16 protein-coding genes and 1 pseudogene are annotated in these 20,468 nt (G+C 49.1%); 6 read left to right on the top strand and 11 right to left on the bottom strand.

The genetic code is table 11. From position 1 onward, the window contains the following. The first annotated feature begins 213 nt into the window (after positions 1-213). Positions 214-900 carry a hypothetical protein gene (locus AC5JMP_RS19180; protein ID WP_495853084.1) on the top strand — a complete coding sequence of 229 codons (687 nt, stop codon included), beginning with the start codon at positions 214-216 and terminating at the stop codon, positions 898-900. Positions 901-941: 41 nt separating this feature from the next. Then, entirely contained in the window at positions 942-2,603 is a 1,662-nt protein-coding gene (locus tag AC5JMP_RS19185; protein WP_495853085.1) for an NAD(P)H-hydrate dehydratase, read from the top strand. Here the strand turns inward: AC5JMP_RS19185 and AC5JMP_RS19190 are convergent. The 8 genes from AC5JMP_RS19190 to AC5JMP_RS19225 form a co-directional block, all read right to left on the bottom strand. Beyond that, positions 2,590-2,835, bottom strand: a complete 246-nt coding sequence (locus AC5JMP_RS19190; RefSeq protein ID WP_495853086.1) for a hypothetical protein — start codon at positions 2,833-2,835, stop codon at positions 2,590-2,592. The genes AC5JMP_RS19185 and AC5JMP_RS19190 overlap by 14 nt on opposite strands. 284 nt (positions 2,836-3,119) lie before the next feature. Then, a complete protein-coding gene (locus AC5JMP_RS19195; RefSeq protein ID WP_495853087.1) occupies positions 3,120-3,335 on the bottom strand; it encodes a hypothetical protein in 216 nt (71 codons plus the stop codon). Positions 3,336-3,826: 491 nt separating this feature from the next. Beyond that, complete coding sequence (locus AC5JMP_RS19200; RefSeq protein ID WP_495853088.1) at positions 3,827-5,137, bottom strand: TldD/PmbA family protein; 1,311 nt, start codon at positions 5,135-5,137, stop codon at positions 3,827-3,829. A gap of 29 nt (positions 5,138-5,166) precedes the next feature. After that, positions 5,167-5,733, bottom strand: coding sequence for a hypothetical protein (locus AC5JMP_RS19205; protein ID WP_495853089.1), 567 nt, complete (start codon positions 5,731-5,733; stop codon positions 5,167-5,169). 67 nt (positions 5,734-5,800) lie between these two features. Beyond that, positions 5,801-6,697, bottom strand: a complete 897-nt coding sequence (gene argB / locus AC5JMP_RS19210) for an acetylglutamate kinase (protein ID WP_495853115.1) — start codon at positions 6,695-6,697, stop codon at positions 5,801-5,803. 233 nt (positions 6,698-6,930) lie between these two features. Beyond that, on the bottom strand, positions 6,931-7,482 hold the full coding sequence (locus AC5JMP_RS19215) for a shikimate kinase (protein WP_495853090.1): 552 nt from the start codon (positions 7,480-7,482) through the stop codon (positions 6,931-6,933). A 73-nt stretch (positions 7,483-7,555) separates the two neighbouring features. Further along, complete coding sequence (gene petL, locus AC5JMP_RS19220; RefSeq protein WP_495853091.1) at positions 7,556-7,648, bottom strand: cytochrome b6-f complex subunit PetL; 93 nt, start codon at positions 7,646-7,648, stop codon at positions 7,556-7,558. A gap of 62 nt (positions 7,649-7,710) precedes the next feature. Next, on the bottom strand, positions 7,711-7,893 hold the full coding sequence (locus AC5JMP_RS19225; RefSeq protein WP_495853092.1) for a hypothetical protein: 183 nt from the start codon (positions 7,891-7,893) through the stop codon (positions 7,711-7,713). 236 nt (positions 7,894-8,129) lie between these two features. On the opposite strand from AC5JMP_RS19225, the gene AC5JMP_RS19230 reads away from it, so the two are divergent. After that, positions 8,130-8,969 (top strand): Tic22 family protein, encoded by an 840-nt coding sequence (locus AC5JMP_RS19230; RefSeq protein ID WP_495853093.1) that lies wholly within the window; start codon positions 8,130-8,132, stop codon positions 8,967-8,969. Between the two features lie 462 nt (positions 8,970-9,431). Here AC5JMP_RS19230 and AC5JMP_RS19235 read toward each other — a convergent pair whose 3' ends face one another. Further along, positions 9,432-16,085 carry a PAS domain-containing protein gene (locus AC5JMP_RS19235; RefSeq protein WP_495853094.1) on the bottom strand — a complete coding sequence of 2,218 codons (6,654 nt, stop codon included), beginning with the start codon at positions 16,083-16,085 and terminating at the stop codon, positions 9,432-9,434. Positions 16,086-16,820: 735 nt separating this feature from the next. Here AC5JMP_RS19235 and AC5JMP_RS19240 point away from each other — a divergent pair. Beyond that, positions 16,821-17,026, top strand: a pseudogene (locus AC5JMP_RS19240) (DUF5615 family PIN-like protein); the annotation flags it as partial. A gap of 267 nt (positions 17,027-17,293) precedes the next feature. On the opposite strand, the gene purB reads toward AC5JMP_RS19240, so the two are convergent. Next, positions 17,294-18,589 (bottom strand): adenylosuccinate lyase, encoded by a 1,296-nt coding sequence (gene purB, locus AC5JMP_RS19245; RefSeq protein ID WP_495853095.1) that lies wholly within the window; start codon positions 18,587-18,589, stop codon positions 17,294-17,296. A 198-nt stretch (positions 18,590-18,787) separates the two neighbouring features. Continuing rightward, entirely contained in the window at positions 18,788-19,054 is a 267-nt protein-coding gene (locus tag AC5JMP_RS19250; protein WP_495853096.1) for a helix-turn-helix domain-containing protein, read from the bottom strand. A 185-nt stretch (positions 19,055-19,239) separates the two neighbouring features. Between AC5JMP_RS19250 and AC5JMP_RS19255 the strand changes: the two genes are divergently transcribed. Both AC5JMP_RS19255 and AC5JMP_RS19260 read left to right on the top strand, forming a co-directional pair. Further along, positions 19,240-19,452 (top strand): hypothetical protein, encoded by a 213-nt coding sequence (locus AC5JMP_RS19255; protein ID WP_495853097.1) that lies wholly within the window; start codon positions 19,240-19,242, stop codon positions 19,450-19,452. After that, on the top strand, positions 19,449-20,411 hold the full coding sequence (locus AC5JMP_RS19260; RefSeq protein WP_495853098.1) for a DNA-methyltransferase: 963 nt from the start codon (positions 19,449-19,451) through the stop codon (positions 20,409-20,411). The genes AC5JMP_RS19255 and AC5JMP_RS19260 overlap by 4 nt, the downstream gene beginning before the upstream one ends. Positions 20,412-20,468: the final 57 nt, after the last annotated feature.

Genomic DNA, 20,468 nt, shown 5'->3' on the forward strand with positions numbered 1-20,468 from the left:
ATTTCGCCAACGAATTTCGCCTTAAAAATTCACCCGTGAGAAGGCTACCGAAAGGTTATGCTGCTGAAGGGTAGTGTTTCAAATGTGTTGTTGATTTTTTGAAAGGGGCGCGGAGCGCCCCTTTCAAAAAAATCAACAACATGTCTAGAACATCACCTGCTGAAGGATATTATTTAGTGTGGGCTTATGAGGCAAGCGCTTAGGTTACTGGGAATGACGTTGGGATTGATGGTTGTCGCCGCTAGAGGAGCGATCGCCCAGTCTCTTCAACCCCCTATTCCCCCATCTCCCACTCCCCCTGCAACTGCTGCCGAACAGCTTAATCTCGACCCGGCAACTATTGAAAACAGCCCTGTCTTACAACGCTGGCTGCAAGAAGTTCCAGATGTGCAGTCAGACATTCGCCATGATCCGGCTTTTCGGACGCGAGTGCGATTAGGCTACACCCATTTTCCCTCTAGCGGCGACTCTGGCGTGAATGTCGGCATCGAAGATGTATTCGTGGGGCGATCGGGCATTACGGCTAGCGCCGACTACCAAATTGTTCGCGATCGGCAAACCTATGGTGCTGAAGCCCGCTACTATGTTTTGCCATTGGGCAGCTATGTAAATGTGGCTCCTACGGTCGGATATCGTCATGTGGAGAGCGATCGCGATTCTGTAGATGGCGTGAGTTTAGGTGCGCGTCTCATGCTCTCTCCCTCTCGCACGGGCGCAGCCGATGCTTCTCTTAGCCAGAGCTTTGTCGCTCCTGGCACTGCCGATGAAGTTGGCATCACCACCCTTTCTTTTGGCTATGCGCTAACCCATCGCCTGCGACTTTCTACCGACTTGCAACAGCAAAACGCCCCTCGTAGCAAAGATCGCCGCGTGGGTGTGTCGCTAGAGTGGATGCTTTAAGCCAGACCTGCGTTCAGCAACGCCCGAATTTTTATCCACAAATGACTGAAATGAATGACAGTCGATTAGCTCCACCCTTGACCCGAATAGAGCAAATCCAGCGATTTGCCGTCACTGCTGAGCAGATGCGCCAAATTGAAGCGCGAATCTTTGCGGCAGGAATGCCTGTAGCGGCTCTGATGGAAAAAGTCGGCAAACTTTTAGTGCAGCGTCTACTAAAACAAAATCTCTTAAAGGAAGGCGATCGCGTTGGCATCCTAGTCGGATCAGGACACAACGGCGGCGATGCTCTCGTGATGGCGCGTGAACTGTATTTGAGCGGTTATGAGGTGCTGCGCTATCAGCCCTTGACGAACTTGAAAGACCTGACTGCCGCCCATTCTCGCTATGCCGACAGCCTGGGAATTGCCAAGTTTGACTCCGTTGAACCGCTGAAAACCTGCAATTTGATGATCGATGGACTGTTTGGCTTTGGATTGACGCGATCGCTAGAAGGCGCTTTTGCCCTGGCAGTACAGGAGATCAACCGATGGCAAAAGCAAACGGTTAGCATCGATCTGCCTTCGGGTTTGCACACCGACACTGGAGCCGCTTTAGGCACAGCCATTCGAGCCACCCACACTTTTTGCCTGGGGCTATGGAAACTAGCTTTTCTCCAGGATCAGGCTTTGGAGTATACGGGCAAAGCGGAGCTGATTGATTTTGGCATCCCGTTAGCCAATATCCATGCGATTCTGGGTGCAGATCCGCTGATGCAGCGAATGACAGCTGCCAGCGCGATCGCCGCTCTGCCGCTGCCTCGACCTGCCTCAACCCACAAATATCAGCAGGGGCATTTGCTGTTGGTATGCGGATCGCGGCGCTACATGGGAGCCGCACTTCTCGCTGGGTCAGCAGCTCGATCGAGCGGTGTGGGAATGCTGTCGATCGCCGTTCCCCAATCCTGCCAGTCTTTGCTGGTCAGTCATTTGCCCGATGCCTTGGCGATTGGCTGTCCTGAAACCGAGAGTGGCGCGATCGCCCATCTGCCCGATGCAGTAGATCTGGAAAAATACGATGCGATCGCCTGTGGGTCAGGGCTGACGATCGAGGCAAAAACCTTGGTGCAGCAGGTTCTAAACAGCGCCTGTCCGCTAATTTTGGATGCTGATGGCTTAAATATTCTCGCCAGTGCTATGGAATCTTTGCACTCGCGATCGGCTCCTACCGTACTGACGCCCCACGCGGGAGAGTTTAAGCGGCTGTTTCCCCATTTGGTGGAGCTGTCATCGGCATTGACGGACGATCGCCTTCAAACGGTTCAAAAAGCGGCTCAGCAAAGCGGAGCAATCGTTTTGCTAAAGGGGGCAAGAACGGCGATCGCGACTCCTCAAGGCTCTGTATGGCTTAATCCAGACAGCACATCGGCTCTGGCACGGGGCGGCAGTGGCGATGTGCTAACGGGTCTGATGGGCGGACTGTTGGCACAGATTGTGCGAAATAGCGCTTTGCAGGAGGGTGTTTGGAGCGATCGGGCGATCGTCTCAGCCATACAAAGCGCGACCTGGTGGCATTCTCAGGCAGGGATATTGGCAGCCCAAACTCGCACAGAGTTAGGCGTTGACGCAACCACCCTTAGCCAGTTTCTGATTCCAGCCCTTCAAAAAATGATGCAGGTTCAGAATTTAACCCAAAATTTAACCCAAACACTCAAGGCAGATTAGCGGCTTCGGCTTCGGCTAGCTTTTGGGCAATCGCTGCTTCTTGCGATCGCACTTTAACTTCGTAAGTCAGGTCGTTAGCGAATTCTTGGCAAGTCCTAAAGGAAGGCTGCGCCAGCTTCTGAACGATACGATTCCAGGTTGTAATTTCGTACATCGAATTTACAGCTAGAACGCTTACCATTGGAGCCACAATTGCCGTCAAGATTAGATTGCTGCTAAACCAAGCCCCCATTGCGCCTCTCCCAACTGACTGGCTATCAGGAGATTTTTCCCAAGTTCGCCCCAAGACTATCAATAGCTCTCAGAGAACCTGAATTTCAAATTGCTAATTACTCCTGATTGCTAAATATTATCAGAAATTGATTGTGGGAGACGACTAAGAATCGTGGATTTGTTAACGTGAAATTCTGCGTAGGATGCCGTTAGCGATGCGTTGCGGCTAGTGCTGAATGCATCCTACAAAATTCGGTGTGGTTGAATTCTTATTTCTAAACCGGGCTAACTGAGCGGGTTTAGTTAGAAGATGGGCGGTGGCAAAATGCCATTTTGAACTTTTAAATCGAATACAAAATCGTTGGCCAACTTTGCCGATGCCGTCAGCGAAGACTTTGCTTTTTGCGGAGCTTCATGCTCGACAGAAGAGATATCGGCAAATGAGGTGAGGGCAAGTAAGCCGTTCAAAGGGGTCAAGGCGATCGCTGCGATCAGAACACTTCTCAGCCAGGGTTTCATGGTTTGTGTGGAGCGTAGACTGCATTTGTACTTAAGGACTCATGCGATCGCCCATCAGTTCCAGACATCCCCCAAGGCTGTGACACCCTTCAGTGCGGCAGATAGGACGGTATGTTTATCCTCAATTTAACGTTCTGAACTGGCAAAATTAATGTGTCGCTTCATAGATTGGTTGAGCGATGCAAGACCCAACAAATTGCTAAGGAACATGGATTTAAGAAGATCAGTAGATCGCAAATTAAGGTTTTGTGGCGCGCGGAGCGCGCCACAAAACCCTAAAAGCTGGATTTCAAAGGCGCGGAGCGCCTTTGAAATCCAGCTTTTAGGGAAAATATTAAGACTTTGCGATCTACTGAAGATGCGATTCTTGAGGTAGGGGCTTAGCATTGCTAAGCCCCCACTAAGCCCCTACAGCAGATCGGGTATACAGGTTACTTAATCCACGATCCTAAGTCCAGCCTTAAGGCTTAGCAAGCATGATGAAGCCCACGCTAATTCCTTGACGCTACGCCCAGCTTGCCAAACAGAAGACTCGGCACGTAGGAACTGCCGCCTACCCATTCCGGCTGATCGCCCAAGTCTACAAGCTGCTGAAATGCCTCAAAGATGCTGCCCGCAACCATCGTGTTTTTGAGCCGCCCAACGATTTTGCCCTTCTCGACTTTGTAGCCCAGGTCAAGATTGACCGAAAACTCACCCGCCAACTGGTTCGACTGTCCTGCTCCCAAGACCTGATCGACAATAACCCCCTCCTCCATATTGGCAATCAGATCGGCTGTAGAGGTGCTGCCGGGAGAAATGCACAGATTGACGGTGCTGGGAGCTGGACGAGACAGCCCACCCCGAAAGCCGTTGCCCGTGGAGGCTTGCCCTGCCCGTGCCGCCCAGCGGCGATCCCAATAGAAGCCCGTTATCTTGCCGCGATCGATATAGGTTTTGCGGCTCGTGGGCGTGCCCTCATCATCAAAGGTGCAGGCACTAATGCCCTGGCTGGGGTCTTCAAACAGGCTAAAGCGATCGTCAAATAGGGTTTCGCCCAGCTTGTCCGCCAGCAGCGAAGTTTTTTGCAGCACCGCCTGACCCGAAAGCGCCGTGCTGAACAAGCTCCGAAAAGTTCTGGCAACCGCTTGGGGTGTAAACAGCACCGGGTAAGAACCGCTGCTAATGGCGGCATTTTGCTCTGCCCAGCGATACTTTTGCAGCAAATCTTGCAGGATGCGATCGAAGTCTGGGGTGCGATCGCGTCCCACATCATAGCTATAGGGCTGAAGAAAATCCTCGCCTCGGACTAGATTGCCGGAAAGACTGGCGCTGACGGTGCGGCTCGATCGCTCAGCATACACGTTCTGATTTGTGGCGATTTTTTCAATCCCCGACCGCACTCGGAATCCAGCTTCCACCAGCACATCGGCATTGTACCCATGCACCTGCTGAATCAGCTCCTCGCCGATCGCCACAAGTTCTGGCGTCGTGGGCGGTGTGTAATCAGATCCGTTGCCGTTATCAGAGCTATGAAAATCAGCAGCAAACTCAAATTCCGCAGGGCTACCAATCTCTGCCGTCTGTACGGCTGCGTCTACCAAATCTTCCAGTCGCGTCAGGTCAGTAGAGCTAGCAAATCCCAAACGACCGTTGCAGATTACCCGTAGCGCCACGCCCTGAAGCGCCTTTGTTTGCAGAGACTTCAGCCGATTGTTTTCAAAGTCAATCGGCGTGTCCTGGCTAGAGACATAGTAAACCTCTGCTGCATCGGTGCGAGGTGCGGCAAGCGCCAGAATGGTTTCGAGGAGAGTGTCGGACATGGTGTGAGGAGAAATAGGCTGCTCTCAATCTAACTGAAGATGCCAAACCCGAACAGGGCAGCAAGCACCAGGGCGATCGCCCCCAGCGCCACCCAAACAAAGCCGTTATCTTGAGTGTTGACTTTGCTTAAGTCTACAGGCTCAGCTTCTGGCTGGGGACGGGGGCGGGTAGGCGTACGGGGGGATGTGCCACCTGCACGACCTTTGCTGCTATCCGTTGAGCCTTCTAGCGCCGTCAGGTCAGGAATTTGGGTCAGCCATTCTGGACGGGTTTCCAGCTTAGGGGCTTTGAGGATGTAGAGCACATTGCGGCTCTGCTGGCGCGTCTTTAGGTCAGGATGCTTGCCCAATGCTTCACAAAGGGCGATCGCTTCCTGGTCTTGCCCTGAAGCCTGGTACGCCGTCACTAGCCACATCTGGATTTCTCCCCCCAGAGCCGTGGCGCGGCTAACCAGCTTTGTCGCCTCTTGCAGGCGTTCTACCGACTGGCGGTATAGTCCTCGCTCAAAGGCGGCTTTTCCAGCTTCATACTGGCTTTTGGCAAGATCTATATTTTCGGGGTTTGCGTTTTCGGAGTTCGGTTTATCGGAAGTCACGGGTTAGAACGTGTTGGCGAAAAATGTCGCGGGAAAATGTCGCGGGAACAATGTCGCAGAAAAGCGTTTACGAACGATATTCGGAGGCAACAATCATGGAACCAATCCCTGCGTCGGTGAAAGTTTCCAGCAGCAGCGCATGGGGAATGCGTCCGTCAATGATGTGAGCCGCCTTTACGCCCTGAGCCAGCGATCGCACACAGCAGTTGACCTTGGGAATCATGCCGCCACTCACCACGCCTGTTTCAATCAGCTGACGCGCCTCCTGGATATCGACTTTGGCAATCAGGGTGTTTGGATCTTTATAGTCTCGCAAAATTCCTGCCGTATCGGTCATCAGAACCATCTTTTCGGCTTCTAGTGCGGCAGCAAGTTCACCCGCTACGGTATCGGCATTGATATTGTAAGCCTGTCCAGTTTCATCGGCAGCCACACTGGACACCACCGGAATGTAGCCGCTGGCGATGAGCGATCGCAGCACCGTCACATCAATACTGCTGACTTCCCCGACAAAGCCAATGCCTTCATCGCCTTGAGGGCGGGCTTGAATCATGTTGCCATCTTTGCCACACAGACCGACCGCCTTACCACCCGCCTGATTAATCAAAGACACAATTTCTTTGTTAACCCGACCTACTAACACCATTTCGACCACATCCATCGTGGCGGCATCCGTCACCCGCAGCCCGTTCTTGAACTGCGGCTCAATGCCCAATTTAGCCAGCCAGGAATTAATTTCTGGCCCACCGCCATGCACCACGATCGGTCGTAGCCCCACACAAGACAGAAACACAATGTCGCGCATTACGGTTTCTTTGAGGTTGCTGTCTTTCATCGCCGCGCCGCCGTACTTCACGACGATCGTTCGTCCGGCAAATTGCTGGATGTAGGGCAGGGCTTCACTCAGCACCCGGACTCTGGTAGCTTCGGCTTTGCGGATGTATTCGCTATCGGTAGTGAACATGGTTGCTTGGGGCTTAATTGCTTGCTGCTTAGAAGGAGGCGATCGAATTTCGAGCTGAAATTTCAATCTAGTGAAGTGTAGCAGCCTCAGTAATCAAAGAGTGTTTCTAGCTACCTTTTTTCTAAACTCATGAAGCAAGATCCTGCTGTTTTCAAGACCGCGCCATTCTCCTTAAAGATGGGGTAGTGGTCTTGAGGTAAGGACTACCAAAAATGAAAGCTGCACAGGAAGATTTAACCCGATCGCTCCCCGCTAGTTTTCAAGATCTTGGGCACCTCTGCCAAAATGCGAAGTGCAATATCCTCTGGGGTTTCGCCAGGGCAAAGAGACACTTGCAGATCGGCTTGGGCATAGAGAGGGCGGCGTTCTTCTAGCAGAGCACAGAGTTTCTGGTGTGGGTCGGCACCTTGGAGGAGGGGACGTGAGGTGTCTCCCTGAAGCCGATCGCAGATGTCTTCTACAGAAATATCTAGCCAGACAATTAGCCCATGCTTGAGATAGCTCCAGTTTTGGCGATCGAGGACTATGCCGCCGCCTGTGGCGATCGCCAGCTTGCGATATGCCGACAGCTCTGCTAGCACCTGAGTTTCTAGGTGCCGAAAACTTGCCTCGCCGGAGGTTGCAAAAATCTGGGCGATCGATTGCTGAGCCGCCCGCTCAATCACGGCATCGGTGTCAAAAAAGCGATAGCTCAGCTTTTCCGCCAGGGCTTTGCCGACTGTGGTTTTGCCTGATCCCATCAGACCAATCAGGTAAAAGTTGAGGCCTTGAGGAAGCGAATTCATGAAGCTCGTTCTTGGGGTTATGGGTTTGCAGGGTGGGCGCACCCTGCAAAACGCTTATTGTTTGGATAGATGGCTAGATCAACTTCACGGCACGTAGCCCAAAAAACAGCACCATTGCTACGCCAAACGCCCCGCCAATCATTGCAAAATAGGCTAGTACAGCCATTTTTATGTCTCCCTTCACTGCATACTAAGACTATTCAATCATCTTCTGGCTCGTTCACGGAACTATTGCCGCTTGGGTTGGGTCTGGTAAAAGACATCTTCCGCCATCCCTTGAACCCGCAAGCCTCTGCTGTTCGATCGCTTTGAAAACTTGGAGCCAAATTCCTTTGGCGCTGCGATCGGCACTTCGATCGCGGCATGAGCAGTTTCACTGGGTTTGACCCACGAATTTTGAATTTTTGTCAAAATTTTGGTAAAGTTTGATGCTATCTCGGTTAGCTAGATGAGATGAGACAGAACTGAGTAGAGCATTCGGTTCAGGTAAAACATCCTGTGATCAGGACAAATTCACCTTTTTGCCGTTAGGCACAAGATATGGACAGCATTCAGAGCAACCTTCCGGCAGATGCGTTGCGGCTAGCAGATAGAAAAGATTATTAGATGCCAATGGTCAGATACCCGTGTCGTTACTAGGAGCATTTATGAACTCACTCATTCGGTTTGGTACCACGATCGGTTTAGTTGGCAGCGTTTTAGCTAGCTCCTTTTTCATGGATTCTCCTCGCGCCCTGGCGCTGCCTCAGGAGCAGGTGATGCAGAGTCTACAAACGGTGCCCGTATTTGCGTTGATGAATAGCGAGGGCGGTATTCTGCTAGCAACTCCTAGCCAAGGCACCGACAGAACGCCTGTTGCCGGGATTTTTATGGACGGACAGGCGGCACAAAATTTCTTGAATGGGTTGAAAGAAAGCAATCCTCAAGTGGCGCAGGGAGCGCAGGTCGTGCCCATTTCTCTTGCGAAGGTCTATCAACTTTCGCTGGAGAAAAAAGACGAGGTACAGTTTGTCTACATTCCTGTAGAGCAGGAAGTAGAGGCTGCTAAGGCGGTTTTACAGCAGTCGGGTCAGCAGAATGCTCAAGAGTTTCAGGGTGTCCCGCTGTTCGCAGCGCGTTCCTCTGAGCCAGATGGGGCATATCTGACAATTCAGCAGGGCGATCGCCAAATCGTGCCCATGTATTTTGGTCGCCAGGAGTTGCAGGCGGTGATCGATCGCTTGAAAGAGGTGCAGCCTGACCTAGCAGCAAAAATGAAGATTCAGGTGATTAATCTTGAGGGCTTCATTGAAACGCTGCAAACTAGCACCAATCAAGACCTGACGCAGATTCAGCTTGATCCCACCGATGCCAGCATTCAGTTTACGCGGTCTTTCCAGCAGGCAAACCCCAATTTTGGTCAGGCGGCTGAAGGTCAGCAAGCTCCCCAGGGTGCAGCGCCATCCCCCCGTCCCCAGCAAACTCCGCAGGCTCAGCCGCGTCCCTAGTCATGCAGCTTAGATTTAAATAATGAGGTAGAGAAGCTGTGACTCACGGCTTCTTTTTTGTGGGGATGTTGACGGAGGTTGATGGAATTGACACCCCTTTAAACGGGTTGTAAGGCAGATATTTTTTGAGAGCTGCGCTTCGCACAGCTCTCAAAAAATATGGCCGTAGCCACTTTGTTTAAACTTTTTCTTTGAAGACAGGAGTTAAGTTTCTGATTAGTTTAACTTACGGCAAGGGGCGATCGTACTGTTTTACAGCATCAAGAAATACCAAAAATAGAAGCGGTCTAACGTGTGAGTTCAGCGGCAGCTAGCAGCTTTGACATCTCAATCAACTATGTTTATTCCGCCGCTGCAACGATTTGTTGTACCGCGTCGCCACAGCTGTCTATCTGCAACCTTTCATGCAGAATTGGCTATCAACTCGCGATCGGCAGTTGTAAACAATTTGCAGCAGTCAAATTATTCCTGGCTTGCAGATTCTTTTGCCGGAGGTAAGCGCACTGTAAATGTCGTTCCTTCACCTAAAGTGGAGCGGCAATCAATCTCACCCTGATGGTACTTAGTGACAATTTGATGGCTAGTTGACAATCCCATACCAGTACCAGTTCCTACGGATTTAGTTGTAAAAAAAGGTTCAAAAATCTTTGCCTTGATTTCATCTGTCATCCCAATGCCATTGTCCTGTACTGAGATTAAAACGGCTCCAGATTCCTCCTGACTGGTAGTGATGCCAATAATTCCTTCATAGATGGGGTCGCTCTCGCTGTTTTGTCGGGCTTCAATAGCCTGAATCCCATTCACCAACAGGTTCATAAAGACTTGATTGAGTAAGCCGATGTAACATTCAAATTTAGAGACATTTCCATAATTCCGAATCACCTTGATTTCTGGATTTCCCGATCGACCATTTAACTGGTTTTGCAGAATCATCAGGGTGCTATCAATATTCTCATGTAGATCGACCTCCTTCAAGTTGGCTTCACCTAAACGAGAAAACGTGCGCAGGGATTTAACAATTCCTCGAATCCGAGAGGCTCCTGTATTTATGGATTGAATGATTTTAGGTAAATCTTCAATGATTAAGGGTAAATCTAAATCTGACAGTAATTTACTCAATTCGGCGGTAGACTCAGGATAGGTATGTTGATAACAATAAATGATGTTTAATAAATCGTTTGTATATTCTGCTAATGGTTCTAGATTGCCGTAGATAAAGCTAACGGGATTGTTGATTTCATGGGCAATACCAGCCACTAGCTGTCCCAAACTTGACATCTTTTCAGCTTGAATTAGCTGCACTTGCGCCTCTTGCAATTTTTGATAGGCAGCTTGTAGTTCTTGGGTTTGGCGTTGAGTGCAATTTAAGAGTGTCTCCAGTTGTGCTTGGGCGGCAACCCGTTCTGTGATATCCATGATCACACCGAACAGTTGCAAGACTTGTTCCCCTTTCTGTTCTAATTCAATGCGGCAGTTGAGGTGGCGAACTGTCCCGTCAGGGTTGAGCAGGCGATGATCAAAGTTTTGGGGAGTGCCTTTTTGGGCATCATTGACTCGTTCTAAAACAAGGGCACGATCCTCAGGATGAATGTACTCAATGTATTCTTCAAAACTGGCTTCCCCTTGCTCAAAAGGGCGTTCAACAATCCGAAAGATTTCTTCTGACCGAGTGAGTCTTTGAGTAGTTAGGTCATAAAACCAGTGACCCAGTTGGGCAATTTCCTGGGCTTGTTTGAGTTGCTTACTGAGTTCGGTGAGGGCAAGCTCGGCTTGTTTACGCTCGCTGATATCTTGTACCATCGAAAAACTGCCAACCGAATTGCCTTTTGCATCCCGTAAGGGGGTGTTAATCCATTCACAGGTAATCAGGGTACCATCACTGCGAATATTCTGATTGAGGCTATAGTAGGCACCCTGCTGAGTGTTTAGGGCAGCCATGACCTCAGCGACATGGGATCGGTCGGATTCTGGCACAATTTGAGCGGCAGGGTGATTCAATATTTCCGCTGCCGGATAGCCAAAGATTTTCTCTGCTGCTGGGTTCCAGTTAACCACCTGAAATGCAGTATTCCATTCGATGATGCCGATCGGCGTTTCCTGGATTAAGAAGGTCAATCTTTCTTGGAATGCTTTTAAGGCAACTTCAGTAGCTTTGCGATCGCTAATATCACTAAAGGTGCCAACAAAGCGAATCGGATTACCCGCTTGATCTCGTTGTACGACACGCCCCTTGGCACCAATCCACTTATAGATCCCGTCTTTGCCAAGGATGCGATGTTCATGTTCATAAACAGGGGTTTGTTCTTGTAAATGTTGCGCCAGAGCCGCATTGGCAGCCTCTAAATCTTCAGGATGAACACGACTAGACCACTCAGTGATATGGTTCTGAGGTTTATGGTCTTCATCGCCAAGTAAGCGCTTCCACTGTGCATCAAGAAGCAGCTCATGAGTCTGAATGTTCCAATCCCATAGACCAATGCTTGAGGAGTCAAGAGCCAGCTGTAGCTGGAGTTGGGTCTTGTTTAACTCTTGAGTGTTGAGGTCTAATGATTGTCTAAGCGCCTGTGCCAGAGTATCTACCTCTTGATACAGGCGAGCATTTTCGAGGGAGATGGCGAATTGGGTACACAGGAAGTTCAGAATTGCAGTACGTTCATTGGTAAAGATGCCACGGGTTAGACGATTCTGCAAATATACAATACCGATACAGCGACCCTGATTCAGAATTGGCAAAAACAATACGCTTTTGGGCCGTTGGATTTGCAAATATTCATCGAATATTGGTAAATCGGTTTCTAGATTGTCAATAACAACCACTTCCTGGGTGTTTTTGACATACTGAATCAGCTTGACAGGCAGAGTGGTATTGTGCTCTAAGGTTTCTGCACAGAGGTGAGTTTTTTCTGGGGTCGCGATCGCCCGCACCTGCCAGGTACCCGTATCATCGGGAAGAACAAGAGCACAGCGATCGCCCCCAGAATTTTGCAAAATAATTTGGGTAAGCTGATGCAGTAGATCATCCAATTTGAGCGTGCCAGAAAGAACCTGGGAGGCTTGCAAAATACTGGCAAAGTCAAGGGCTTGGTTGATGCTACTATGACTCGAATCGGAGCGAGACTCAGAATGGAGGGATGGCACCGGAGCCGAAATCGTCATGAAGGTTTTTAACACATCAGCGGGTGTCACTGAGGGTTGTAGGACAGGGCCTAATAAGTTAGGATAGCGGGTTTCTAAATCCAGAATTTTGGCGGTTGCACCCCAATGAGAATAGCAATAATAGGCTTCTTGCATATAGCCCGCTGCTACTTTTTCTTTGCCCCATCCCAGGTAGAATTTGGCGGCAAGTTCGTTGGCGAGAGCCTCCTCCTGGATATAACCGCTGGCTTTTGCTCCTGTAATTGAGCAATCGTAGAGTGAGATCGCTTCAGCATATTGATTCAAGATTCGGCATTGTTCTGCTTGGATTAAATTACATTTATGCAGGAAGGTAATAGGGGCATGGATGGCCCATTGCTTTAGCTTTTCTAAATGGCTTGTAATGACCTCTGCATTCTGAGGTGGATTTGCCAGTAAAGTCAAAGCACAATAAAAATGAAAAACACCCAATTTAACCGTGCCTGCTATTGCACCCATTAATGCTTCACTTATTTGAGCAACTTCTAGTGCGGCTTCAGGCTCAGCAAAGTGGTACATCAAGATTAATTTGTGGACATAAACAGTGGCAATTGAGTATTGATCGCCTGCAGCTTGATGTTGCTTGAGCCGTTCTGCTTCTTGATAAATATCGCCTGCAAGCAGATGGGGGTTGATACTTTGTCCTACCCAATTGAGAATGGATTGATACCCAATCTGATGAAAGTTTAATGCAGTAGATTGTTTGAGGCTAGAAATTGCTTGATTGTAAGTCTGCATTTTTTGCAGTACTTCATCCAGATGAACACCTGCAAAGAAGGCAAGCTGACAGTGGTTAAATGCACAGTAAGCTGCAAATTCAAAATCTCCCGATTCTAAGCCTGCCTGATAGCCTACTAATAGAGGCTCTAAGCCTGTTTCTAAATGATCACGCCAAATCCGAACAAAGGTATAGACCAAATTCAGAATTTTCGCCGTGAATCTGGATTTTTCTGAGGGATCTGAAAACTGTCCCATCAAACTTAATGCAATATCTGCTGCATAGTTTCCAGCAGCAATTTGGCCGCCAAAGGCACAAAGAATCAAGCCATAGGTTGAAAATGCATAGGACGTTTCTACTGCGAAACCAAATTGCAATGATAGTTCTATTTGCTTCAGAACAACCAAAGGATACAAGGCGGGTGCCCCGATATAGGCTGCCGATGCCATGCTGCTGAGAATATTCATGGCAGCTAGCTTCTCAGGATACTTCATGGGTGGTAGCTGGGTAACATCTCCGAGCGCTTCTAATTGCTGTTGGATGTCAGCCAAGGCTGGTTGCAGTTGCTCTGTAGTTGGCTGTGTTGGCAATTCTACATTCAAGATCCTTAATACCCTGCAAGCGACCTGAATCGCTTCTGCCAGGAGATTTTGCGCTACTAAAGATTGGATCTGAATATCGATCGCTTGAACTTGATCTAGAGTGCGATCGGTATGGCTGAGGATCGTCCGTATCCGTTGGTCAACACAGTTAAATTTACCAACTAGACAAGCTGCATTAGCGGCCTCTACGTAAAGATCTAATGTGCGTTTGGGAGCTTGCAGCCACGCATTAGCCGGAAGCAGCTGGAGCGCAGCTTCACAGTATTGTTCTGCTGCTGCATAGGCTGACGAATGGCGGGCTTTCTTCGCTGCCTGAAGGTTAAGAGAGATGAGCTGATCCTGTTGTTCTAAAGTCGTGTGTGCAATCCCTAAATTGCACTGATTAACAATCTCAAATAGCTTTTCGTCGCGTTGCAAGGGTGAAACGTGACTTAAAAGTGCTTGCCCAATCTTGAGGTGGACAATTTGCGGCTGCTCTTCAGAAATTAAGAAATAAGCCGCTTGCTGCACGCGATCGTGCAAAAATCGATAGCTCGGATTAGGACTTGTCGCTGTCTCCGTTTGTTCTCCCTGAAAGAACTTGTAAATCTGACTGGTGGGTAGGATCAACCCTTCTTGCAAAGCTTTCCATAAAGCAGTTGCTACCTCGGTTGCTGCTTGTTCTGAAACGATCGCCAAGGTTGCCAAATCAAACTGGTTGCCAATACAAGCGGCAAGTTTCAAGATCTGCTGAGTGGCATCGGGCAATTTTTGCAATTGCAGTGCCATGAACTCGACGACATCATCGGTGAGCGATCGCGCCTTCACCTCCGCAATATCGCATTCCCAATAGCGGCAATCCCGATTAAAGGTAATCAACTCCTCTTCATGCAAGGCTTTGAGAAACTGTGTGGTAAAAAAGGGATTACCTTTGGTTTTGCCGACAATGAGTTCCGTCAAGGGTTGTGCCAGTTGCCTAGAGCAATTTAAGGCATCGGCAACCAGATGATTAGTATCGTCAAAGGCTAAGGGCACCAGCGTCATTCTATGGACAATCACCTGAGCCTTCTGCAATTCGTCAACGGTGATCATCAATGGATGCGATGGGGACACTTCATTGTCGCGATAAGCACCTAGCATGAGTAGATAACCGTTGTCATTCACCAGGAGCTTGATCATCTGAAGCGATGAAGAATCCACCCATTGCAAGTCATCCAAAAACATGGCTAAGGGATGGTCTGGCGTGGTAAAGACTTGAATGAACTTTTGAAACAGCAGATTAAATCGATTCTGAGCCGCGATGCCAGACAGTTCAGGTGCAAGCGGCTGTTTGCCAATCACTTGCTCCAACTCTGGGATGACTTCAATCAGAACCTGCCCATTCTCGCCCACCGCAGATAAAATCTGGGCTTTCCATTGTGTCAATTGGTCGTCTGATTCTGAGAGCAACTGCCCCATCAAATCGCGCAAAGCTTGCACAAAGGCAGACAGGGGAATGTTGCGATTAAACTGGTCAAATTTGCCTTTGATGAAGTAGCCCCGTTGCCGCACGATCGGTTTATGGACTTCATTCACTACCGCTGTTTTGCCAATGCCGGAAAACCCAGCTATCAGCATCAGTTCGGATTTTGGATTTTGGATTTTGGATTTTGGATCGCCAGCTATGCGATCGAAGGCTTCGAGTAGGGTCTTAACTTCTGATTCGCGACCATAGAGCTTTTCGGGGATGAGAAAGCGATCGCTCAAATCTCGCTGTCCCAACGCAAATTCTGAGATATCACCACAGGTTTTCCACTGAGTCAAACACTGTTGCAAATCATGTTTCAGACCCAGGGCACTTTGATACCGATCCTCGGCATTTTTCGCCATCAGCTTGCTGACGATCGCAGCAACCATCCCAGGCAGCTCAGAATTCACCTGATCCACGGGTAAAGGTAGCTTGGCAATATGGCAATGCATTAACTCCAACGGATCTGCCGACTCAAACGGCAGTTTTCCCGTCAACAATTGATAGAGCGTGACACCCAAGGCATAGAAATCAGCCCGATAGTCAATTCCTCGGTTCATCCGTCCGGTTTGCTCTGGAGCCAGATAAGCCAGAGTCCCTTCTAGAATGCTTGTGCTTTGGATTTCCTGAGTTTCCTTGGGCAATAAAGAAGCAATACTAAAGTCGATCAGTTTGACTTGTTTCGACTCTGGATGAATTAAAATATTGGCAGGTTTGATATCTTTATGCACCACCCGATGCTGGTGCAGATCATGCAAGATATCAGACAGTTGGAAAGCGATCGCCAACACATCCGCCAGATCTAACGGCTGCTGCTGAATGTATTCGCCTAAAGACACTCCGCCGCAATCTTCCATCACCAGTGCATGGCCATTCCCCAACAATTCCAGACTCAAGGGATGGATAATCCCTGGGATAGAGAGATGTTTGGTGATGACATACTGATTGCGAAACTGCACCAATTCGCTAAAACTCGGATAGTCTTGCCGCAGCACCTTAATCACTACAGGCTGCTGAGTCGCCGTTTGTACCGCTCGATAGACCGCTGTACGATTTCCCAGATAAAGCTGCTCTGCAAGTGTGTAACCCGAAATTTCAGGGAATGAGTAAGGGGAGGGGCTTGCTGAAAGCGTCATAGTTTTGGATGGGAGAGCTGACCCGCGTCTAATAGACTTTATGCCGTCACCAGTAAACAGGCTACAGCCATACCTAATAAGGTTCCCAAAAAATTGGGTGACTTTACCACAAATTCTGCCAGACGCACAAACCACCGGAGTAGTACAACGGCTAAAGTGAGCGGCGGCGAGTAAACTCAGAACGTAGCGCGAAGAATCTGTACCGTCCGCTCCACTGTGTTGTGTACGCCCAGCATGGGCGTACACTAATGGGGTGAAAGTCCCCTGGAGGAGAACCAGCGTCCAAATGCTCGAAACTCTTGGAGCCGAGAGACGTATCACTCCCAGCTTAACCCTCGTATATCACTCTAGACGAGGAAAAACAAGTTATGCTGTACAAATTATCTATAAGAGCACTATTTAAGTATGTTCGTTATAGCAGCTTGAAAGCTTATCCTACATAGCTTTCAGCAGTTATAGAGTCATCCATTTCACATCTATTTATCATCATTTAGATGGTAAATTAGTATTCACAATCTTTCCCTAACACCCCTGACTTACTGCGAATGGTCTGTGAACGATAAATTGTCAACTAGATGATACTTGTTAGACATGAAATGGACGATATTAGGATTCTTGAAAGCCGCTTAGTGCAAGGCTTTTAGAGACTAATGAGTTATGTTAATCAGTTAAGATAATACAGGAATTACACAGTACATAAGGTAATTTTCCTTCCGCAGAGTGATATATGAGGGATATGCAAAAGATAATAATTTGATGATTGTCTCGAAAGATGCTGATTGCACGATCTAAGCTTAGTATTTGGAAATCAACCGAAAGTTATTGGAATTCGCCTTGGCAACTGCTCGACATCACAAGTTGAAAATTTGTGATGTCGAGATTTTAACGTGATTAAATTATTCTACGAAGACGAGAATTTATCGCTGCTTGCTTTATCATGATGCACCGATGTCTTTGGATCTCTTCCCAGGATTTTTAGAAATGGAAAGACCATAATTGCGATCGCTGCATAAAGCACCCATGCACACCGACCGCCAAAGGTTGATTAGTTAGGATGCGGAGGTTATTTGCGGCGGGTGATGAGTAACGTATACAGCTCACTTCTTGACTAGGACGCAGCCGAGAACCTGCCTACTTTGGCAGATCGCATAAGCTGCGTTCCCGTCTGGCAAAAGGAATGTAGGGGGAAACTGAGGTAGCCATTGGCACTAAATATTCAGCCGTTGATAGACGCGATCGAGGTTCTTCAGATGCGCCTTCGGGTCAAAGCAAGCCTCTACTTCTTCAGGCGAAAGGTGCGCCGTGACGCGCGGATCTTGGGCAATTAGCGTATGAAAATCGCCATCTTCCTTGTTCCAAGCAGTGTGGGCGTTAGATTGGGCGATCGCATAAGCCTCTTCTCGGCTTAGCCCTTTGTCTACCAATGCCAACAACACCCGCTGACTAAAGACCACGCCGCCATAGAGGTTCATATTGCGCCGCATATTTTCGGGATAGACCAGCAGCGTCTTGATTAAATCTGTGGCTTCTACCAGCATGAAGTGAGTGAGAATGCAGCAGTCGGGAAACATCACCCGCTCCACCGAGCTGTGGGAAATATCGCGCTCATGCCAGAGGGCAATGTTTTCTAGAGCCGCGATCGCGTGTCCTCGCACAAGCCGCGCCATCCCGGTCAGCCGCTCCGATCGAATGGGGTTACGCTTGTGGGGCATTGCCGAAGAACCCTTCTGACCTTTCGAGAAATATTCTTCGACTTCGAGAACGTCCGTGCGCTGCAAATTGCGAATCTCGACAGCAAATCGCTCGATCGAGGCTGTCATCAGCGCCAATGCCTGGACAAACTCAGCATGGCGATCGCGGGAGATCACCTGAGTTGATGCCGGGTCAGGCTCTAGCCCTAAGTTCTGACAGGTCAATGCCTCAATCTGCGGGTCAACATTGGCGTAGGTGCCGACCGCACCGGAAACTTTGCCCACGGCAATTCTTTTTTGAAGTTCGCAGAGGCGATCGCGATGGCGCAACATTTCCGCCAGCCAGCCCGCCAGCTTAAAGCCAAAGGTAATGGGTTCGGCGTGGATGCCATGCGATCGCCCAATCATTACAGTGTCACGGTGCTGCTGCGCCTGATAGCGAATCGCCTGAATCAGCCGCTCTACATGGGTCATAATCACATCTAGACTAGCGACGAGCTGTAGCGCCAGAGCCGTGTCTAGCACATCAGAGCTAGTCATGCCCAGGTGAATGTAGCGTCCTGCTTCGCCCACATATTCATTGACGTTGGTGAGGAAGGCGATCATGTCATGCTTGACTTCCTTCTCAATTTCTAGCACCCGCGCCGCGTCAAAATTTGCCTTCGCCTTGATCGTCTCCACTGCCTCAGCGGGAATGTAGCCCAGCTCTGCCTGTGCCTCACACACCGCAATTTCTACTTGCAGCCAGGTTTTCAGCTTATAGTTTTCCGTCCACAAATCGCCCATTTCGGGCAGGGTGTAGCGTTCGATCAAGGTTCACGCCCAAATACAACCGACAATTGTACAACTTTGAAGGGTTGAAGGAGCGATCGCTAATCTTAAGCAGGGCGATCGTCCTTCGTTTCGCCTGATGCTTCTTGGCGATCGCGCAAAGCTTATTCTGTCAGAGCTTGATAAATATCTTCTGGCAAAGTAACAGTGACTCGCAGGCGTGGAGACATAGTGAGGCATCTACATTTGATCGTCTTCGGAAGCTTCGCCTTCAATAATGTCAATAATATCGCCCAAATAAAGCCTAACAAAATCCTTAGCCGCAGCCTCATCGATTTTTTGGAGCGCTTCAATGATTTGAAGAAGTGACTCAGCCGTTGGATCTTGCGTGTTGTTGAACCAGTAATGAACGGTCGATCGCCCAGCGCCCATAGTTACCGCTAGCCGATTTTGGCTAATACCATAGGTTTCAAGCACCTGTCTTAAAGCTTTTCCGGCTCTTCCCATGCCTCATATAGTGTCAGAGGCTTCTGACTAAGTAAATGTTCAAGGTGATGAACGCTTGAGGTATGATTAAGCTGTTCAAGGTGATGAACATTGATTTCAAAAATAGCTGAAAGCCAGCACTCCCAAGTTTCTCAGGCTCCGGGGTGCTGGCTCAGGCTCCATATTCTGCTGGAGACAAATTTATTATGACCTATCGCGTTCGCGAAGCGTCCCGATATAGGGATTGCCTCCATCACTGGGCGGTAATTCGGCTGCTGCCCAAAATGCAGCGCATTGTCGTTGCCCGTTTCCACAGCCGCTCTGATGCTGATGGATATGCCACAACTTTGAAGCGACTGACTCCTGATGCGCTATTCATAGTGGTATTCGATCCGGTGGGTGATGAGGAGCCAGAATGACTGATGAAAAGCCAGATGCTAAGCCAAATGAAAAGCTCAGAGCGCCTCGAAACCGGACATTGACGTTATCCACAGAAGAAATACAGCGCTACACTCAGCGGCTCTTGAAGCTAGAAGGCGCGATCGCCCCCCCTGATCTGCAAAATAAAACCATCAGCCAAGATTTGTTTAAAATTCTTGACTGGCTGCCTACCCAATTTGTCGATTTGCTGTTCATTGATCCGCCCTATAACCTAACCAAATCTTTTGGCACAGAGCGTTTTCGGGAGCGATCGCTAGCAGCGTACCAAACCTGGCTAGAATCCTGGTTGCCGAAGTTGCTGAGAATTCTCAAGCCTACGGCTTCGGTCTATATCTGCGGCGACTGGCGATCGTCTGCGGCAATTCAGCTTGTGGCGGAGCAATACCTGACGATTCGCAACTGCATCACCTGGGAGCGGGAGAAGGGCAGAGGCGCTAAGGCAAACTGGAAAAATTGCTCTGAGCAAATCTGGTTTTGTACGGTTTCAGAGCAGTACACCTTTAATCTAGAGGCGGTGAAGCTGAGGCGAAAAGTGATCGCGCCTTACACGGATGCTACGGGCAGTCCTAAAGATTGGGAGAAGACTGAGAACGGCAACTATCGCCTCACCCATCCTTCTAATCTTTGGACTGACCTTTCAATTCCTTTCTGGTCGATGCCCGAAAACACCGATCATCCGACACAAAAGCCTGAGAAGCTCTTAGCCAAAATTATCCTTGCTAGCTCCAATCTGAATGACTGGGTTTTTGATCCATTTTTGGGATCAGGAACGACCTCCGTGGTGGCGAAGAAAACGGGACGAAATTATGTTGGAGTCGAACTTGACCCGCTGTATGGCTGTATGGCAGAAAAGAGATTGGCGATCGCTGATCAGAATAAAACAATTCAAGGCTATGCCGAAGGCGTCTTCTGGGAGCGCAATTCGATTAAAGACTAACAGCGAATGTTGCTGATTGTGGGGATAAATTTTTTGAGAGAGGGGCACCCCTCTCTC

The sequence above is a fragment of the Drouetiella sp. genome (assembly GCF_059504425.1).

Excerpts from the sequence above, each read along its gene's own strand:
- AC5JMP_RS19180 (WP_495853084.1), top strand. The coding sequence starts at position 214 with ATGACGTTGGGATTGATGGTTGTCGCCGCTAGAGGAGCGATCGCCCAG.
- AC5JMP_RS19185 (WP_495853085.1), top strand. The coding sequence starts at position 942 with ATGACTGAAATGAATGACAGTCGATTAGCTCCACCCTTGACCCGAATA.
- AC5JMP_RS19190 (WP_495853086.1), bottom strand. The coding sequence starts at position 2,835 with ATGGGGGCTTGGTTTAGCAGCAATCTAATCTTGACGGCAATTGTGGCT.
- AC5JMP_RS19195 (WP_495853087.1), bottom strand. The coding sequence starts at position 3,335 with ATGAAACCCTGGCTGAGAAGTGTTCTGATCGCAGCGATCGCCTTGACC.
- AC5JMP_RS19200 (WP_495853088.1), bottom strand. The coding sequence starts at position 5,137 with ATGTCCGACACTCTCCTCGAAACCATTCTGGCGCTTGCCGCACCTCGC.
- argB (WP_495853115.1), bottom strand. The coding sequence starts at position 6,697 with ATGTTCACTACCGATAGCGAATACATCCGCAAAGCCGAAGCTACCAGA.
- AC5JMP_RS19215 (WP_495853090.1), bottom strand. The coding sequence starts at position 7,482 with ATGAATTCGCTTCCTCAAGGCCTCAACTTTTACCTGATTGGTCTGATG.
- petL (WP_495853091.1), bottom strand. The coding sequence starts at position 7,648 with ATGGCTGTACTAGCCTATTTTGCAATGATTGGCGGGGCGTTTGGCGTA.
- AC5JMP_RS19230 (WP_495853093.1), top strand. The coding sequence starts at position 8,130 with ATGAACTCACTCATTCGGTTTGGTACCACGATCGGTTTAGTTGGCAGC.
- AC5JMP_RS19235 (WP_495853094.1), bottom strand. The coding sequence starts at position 16,085 with ATGACGCTTTCAGCAAGCCCCTCCCCTTACTCATTCCCTGAAATTTCG.
- AC5JMP_RS19250 (WP_495853096.1), bottom strand. The coding sequence starts at position 19,054 with ATGGGAAGAGCCGGAAAAGCTTTAAGACAGGTGCTTGAAACCTATGGT.
- AC5JMP_RS19255 (WP_495853097.1), top strand. The coding sequence starts at position 19,240 with ATGACCTATCGCGTTCGCGAAGCGTCCCGATATAGGGATTGCCTCCAT.
- AC5JMP_RS19260 (WP_495853098.1), top strand. The coding sequence starts at position 19,449 with ATGACTGATGAAAAGCCAGATGCTAAGCCAAATGAAAAGCTCAGAGCG.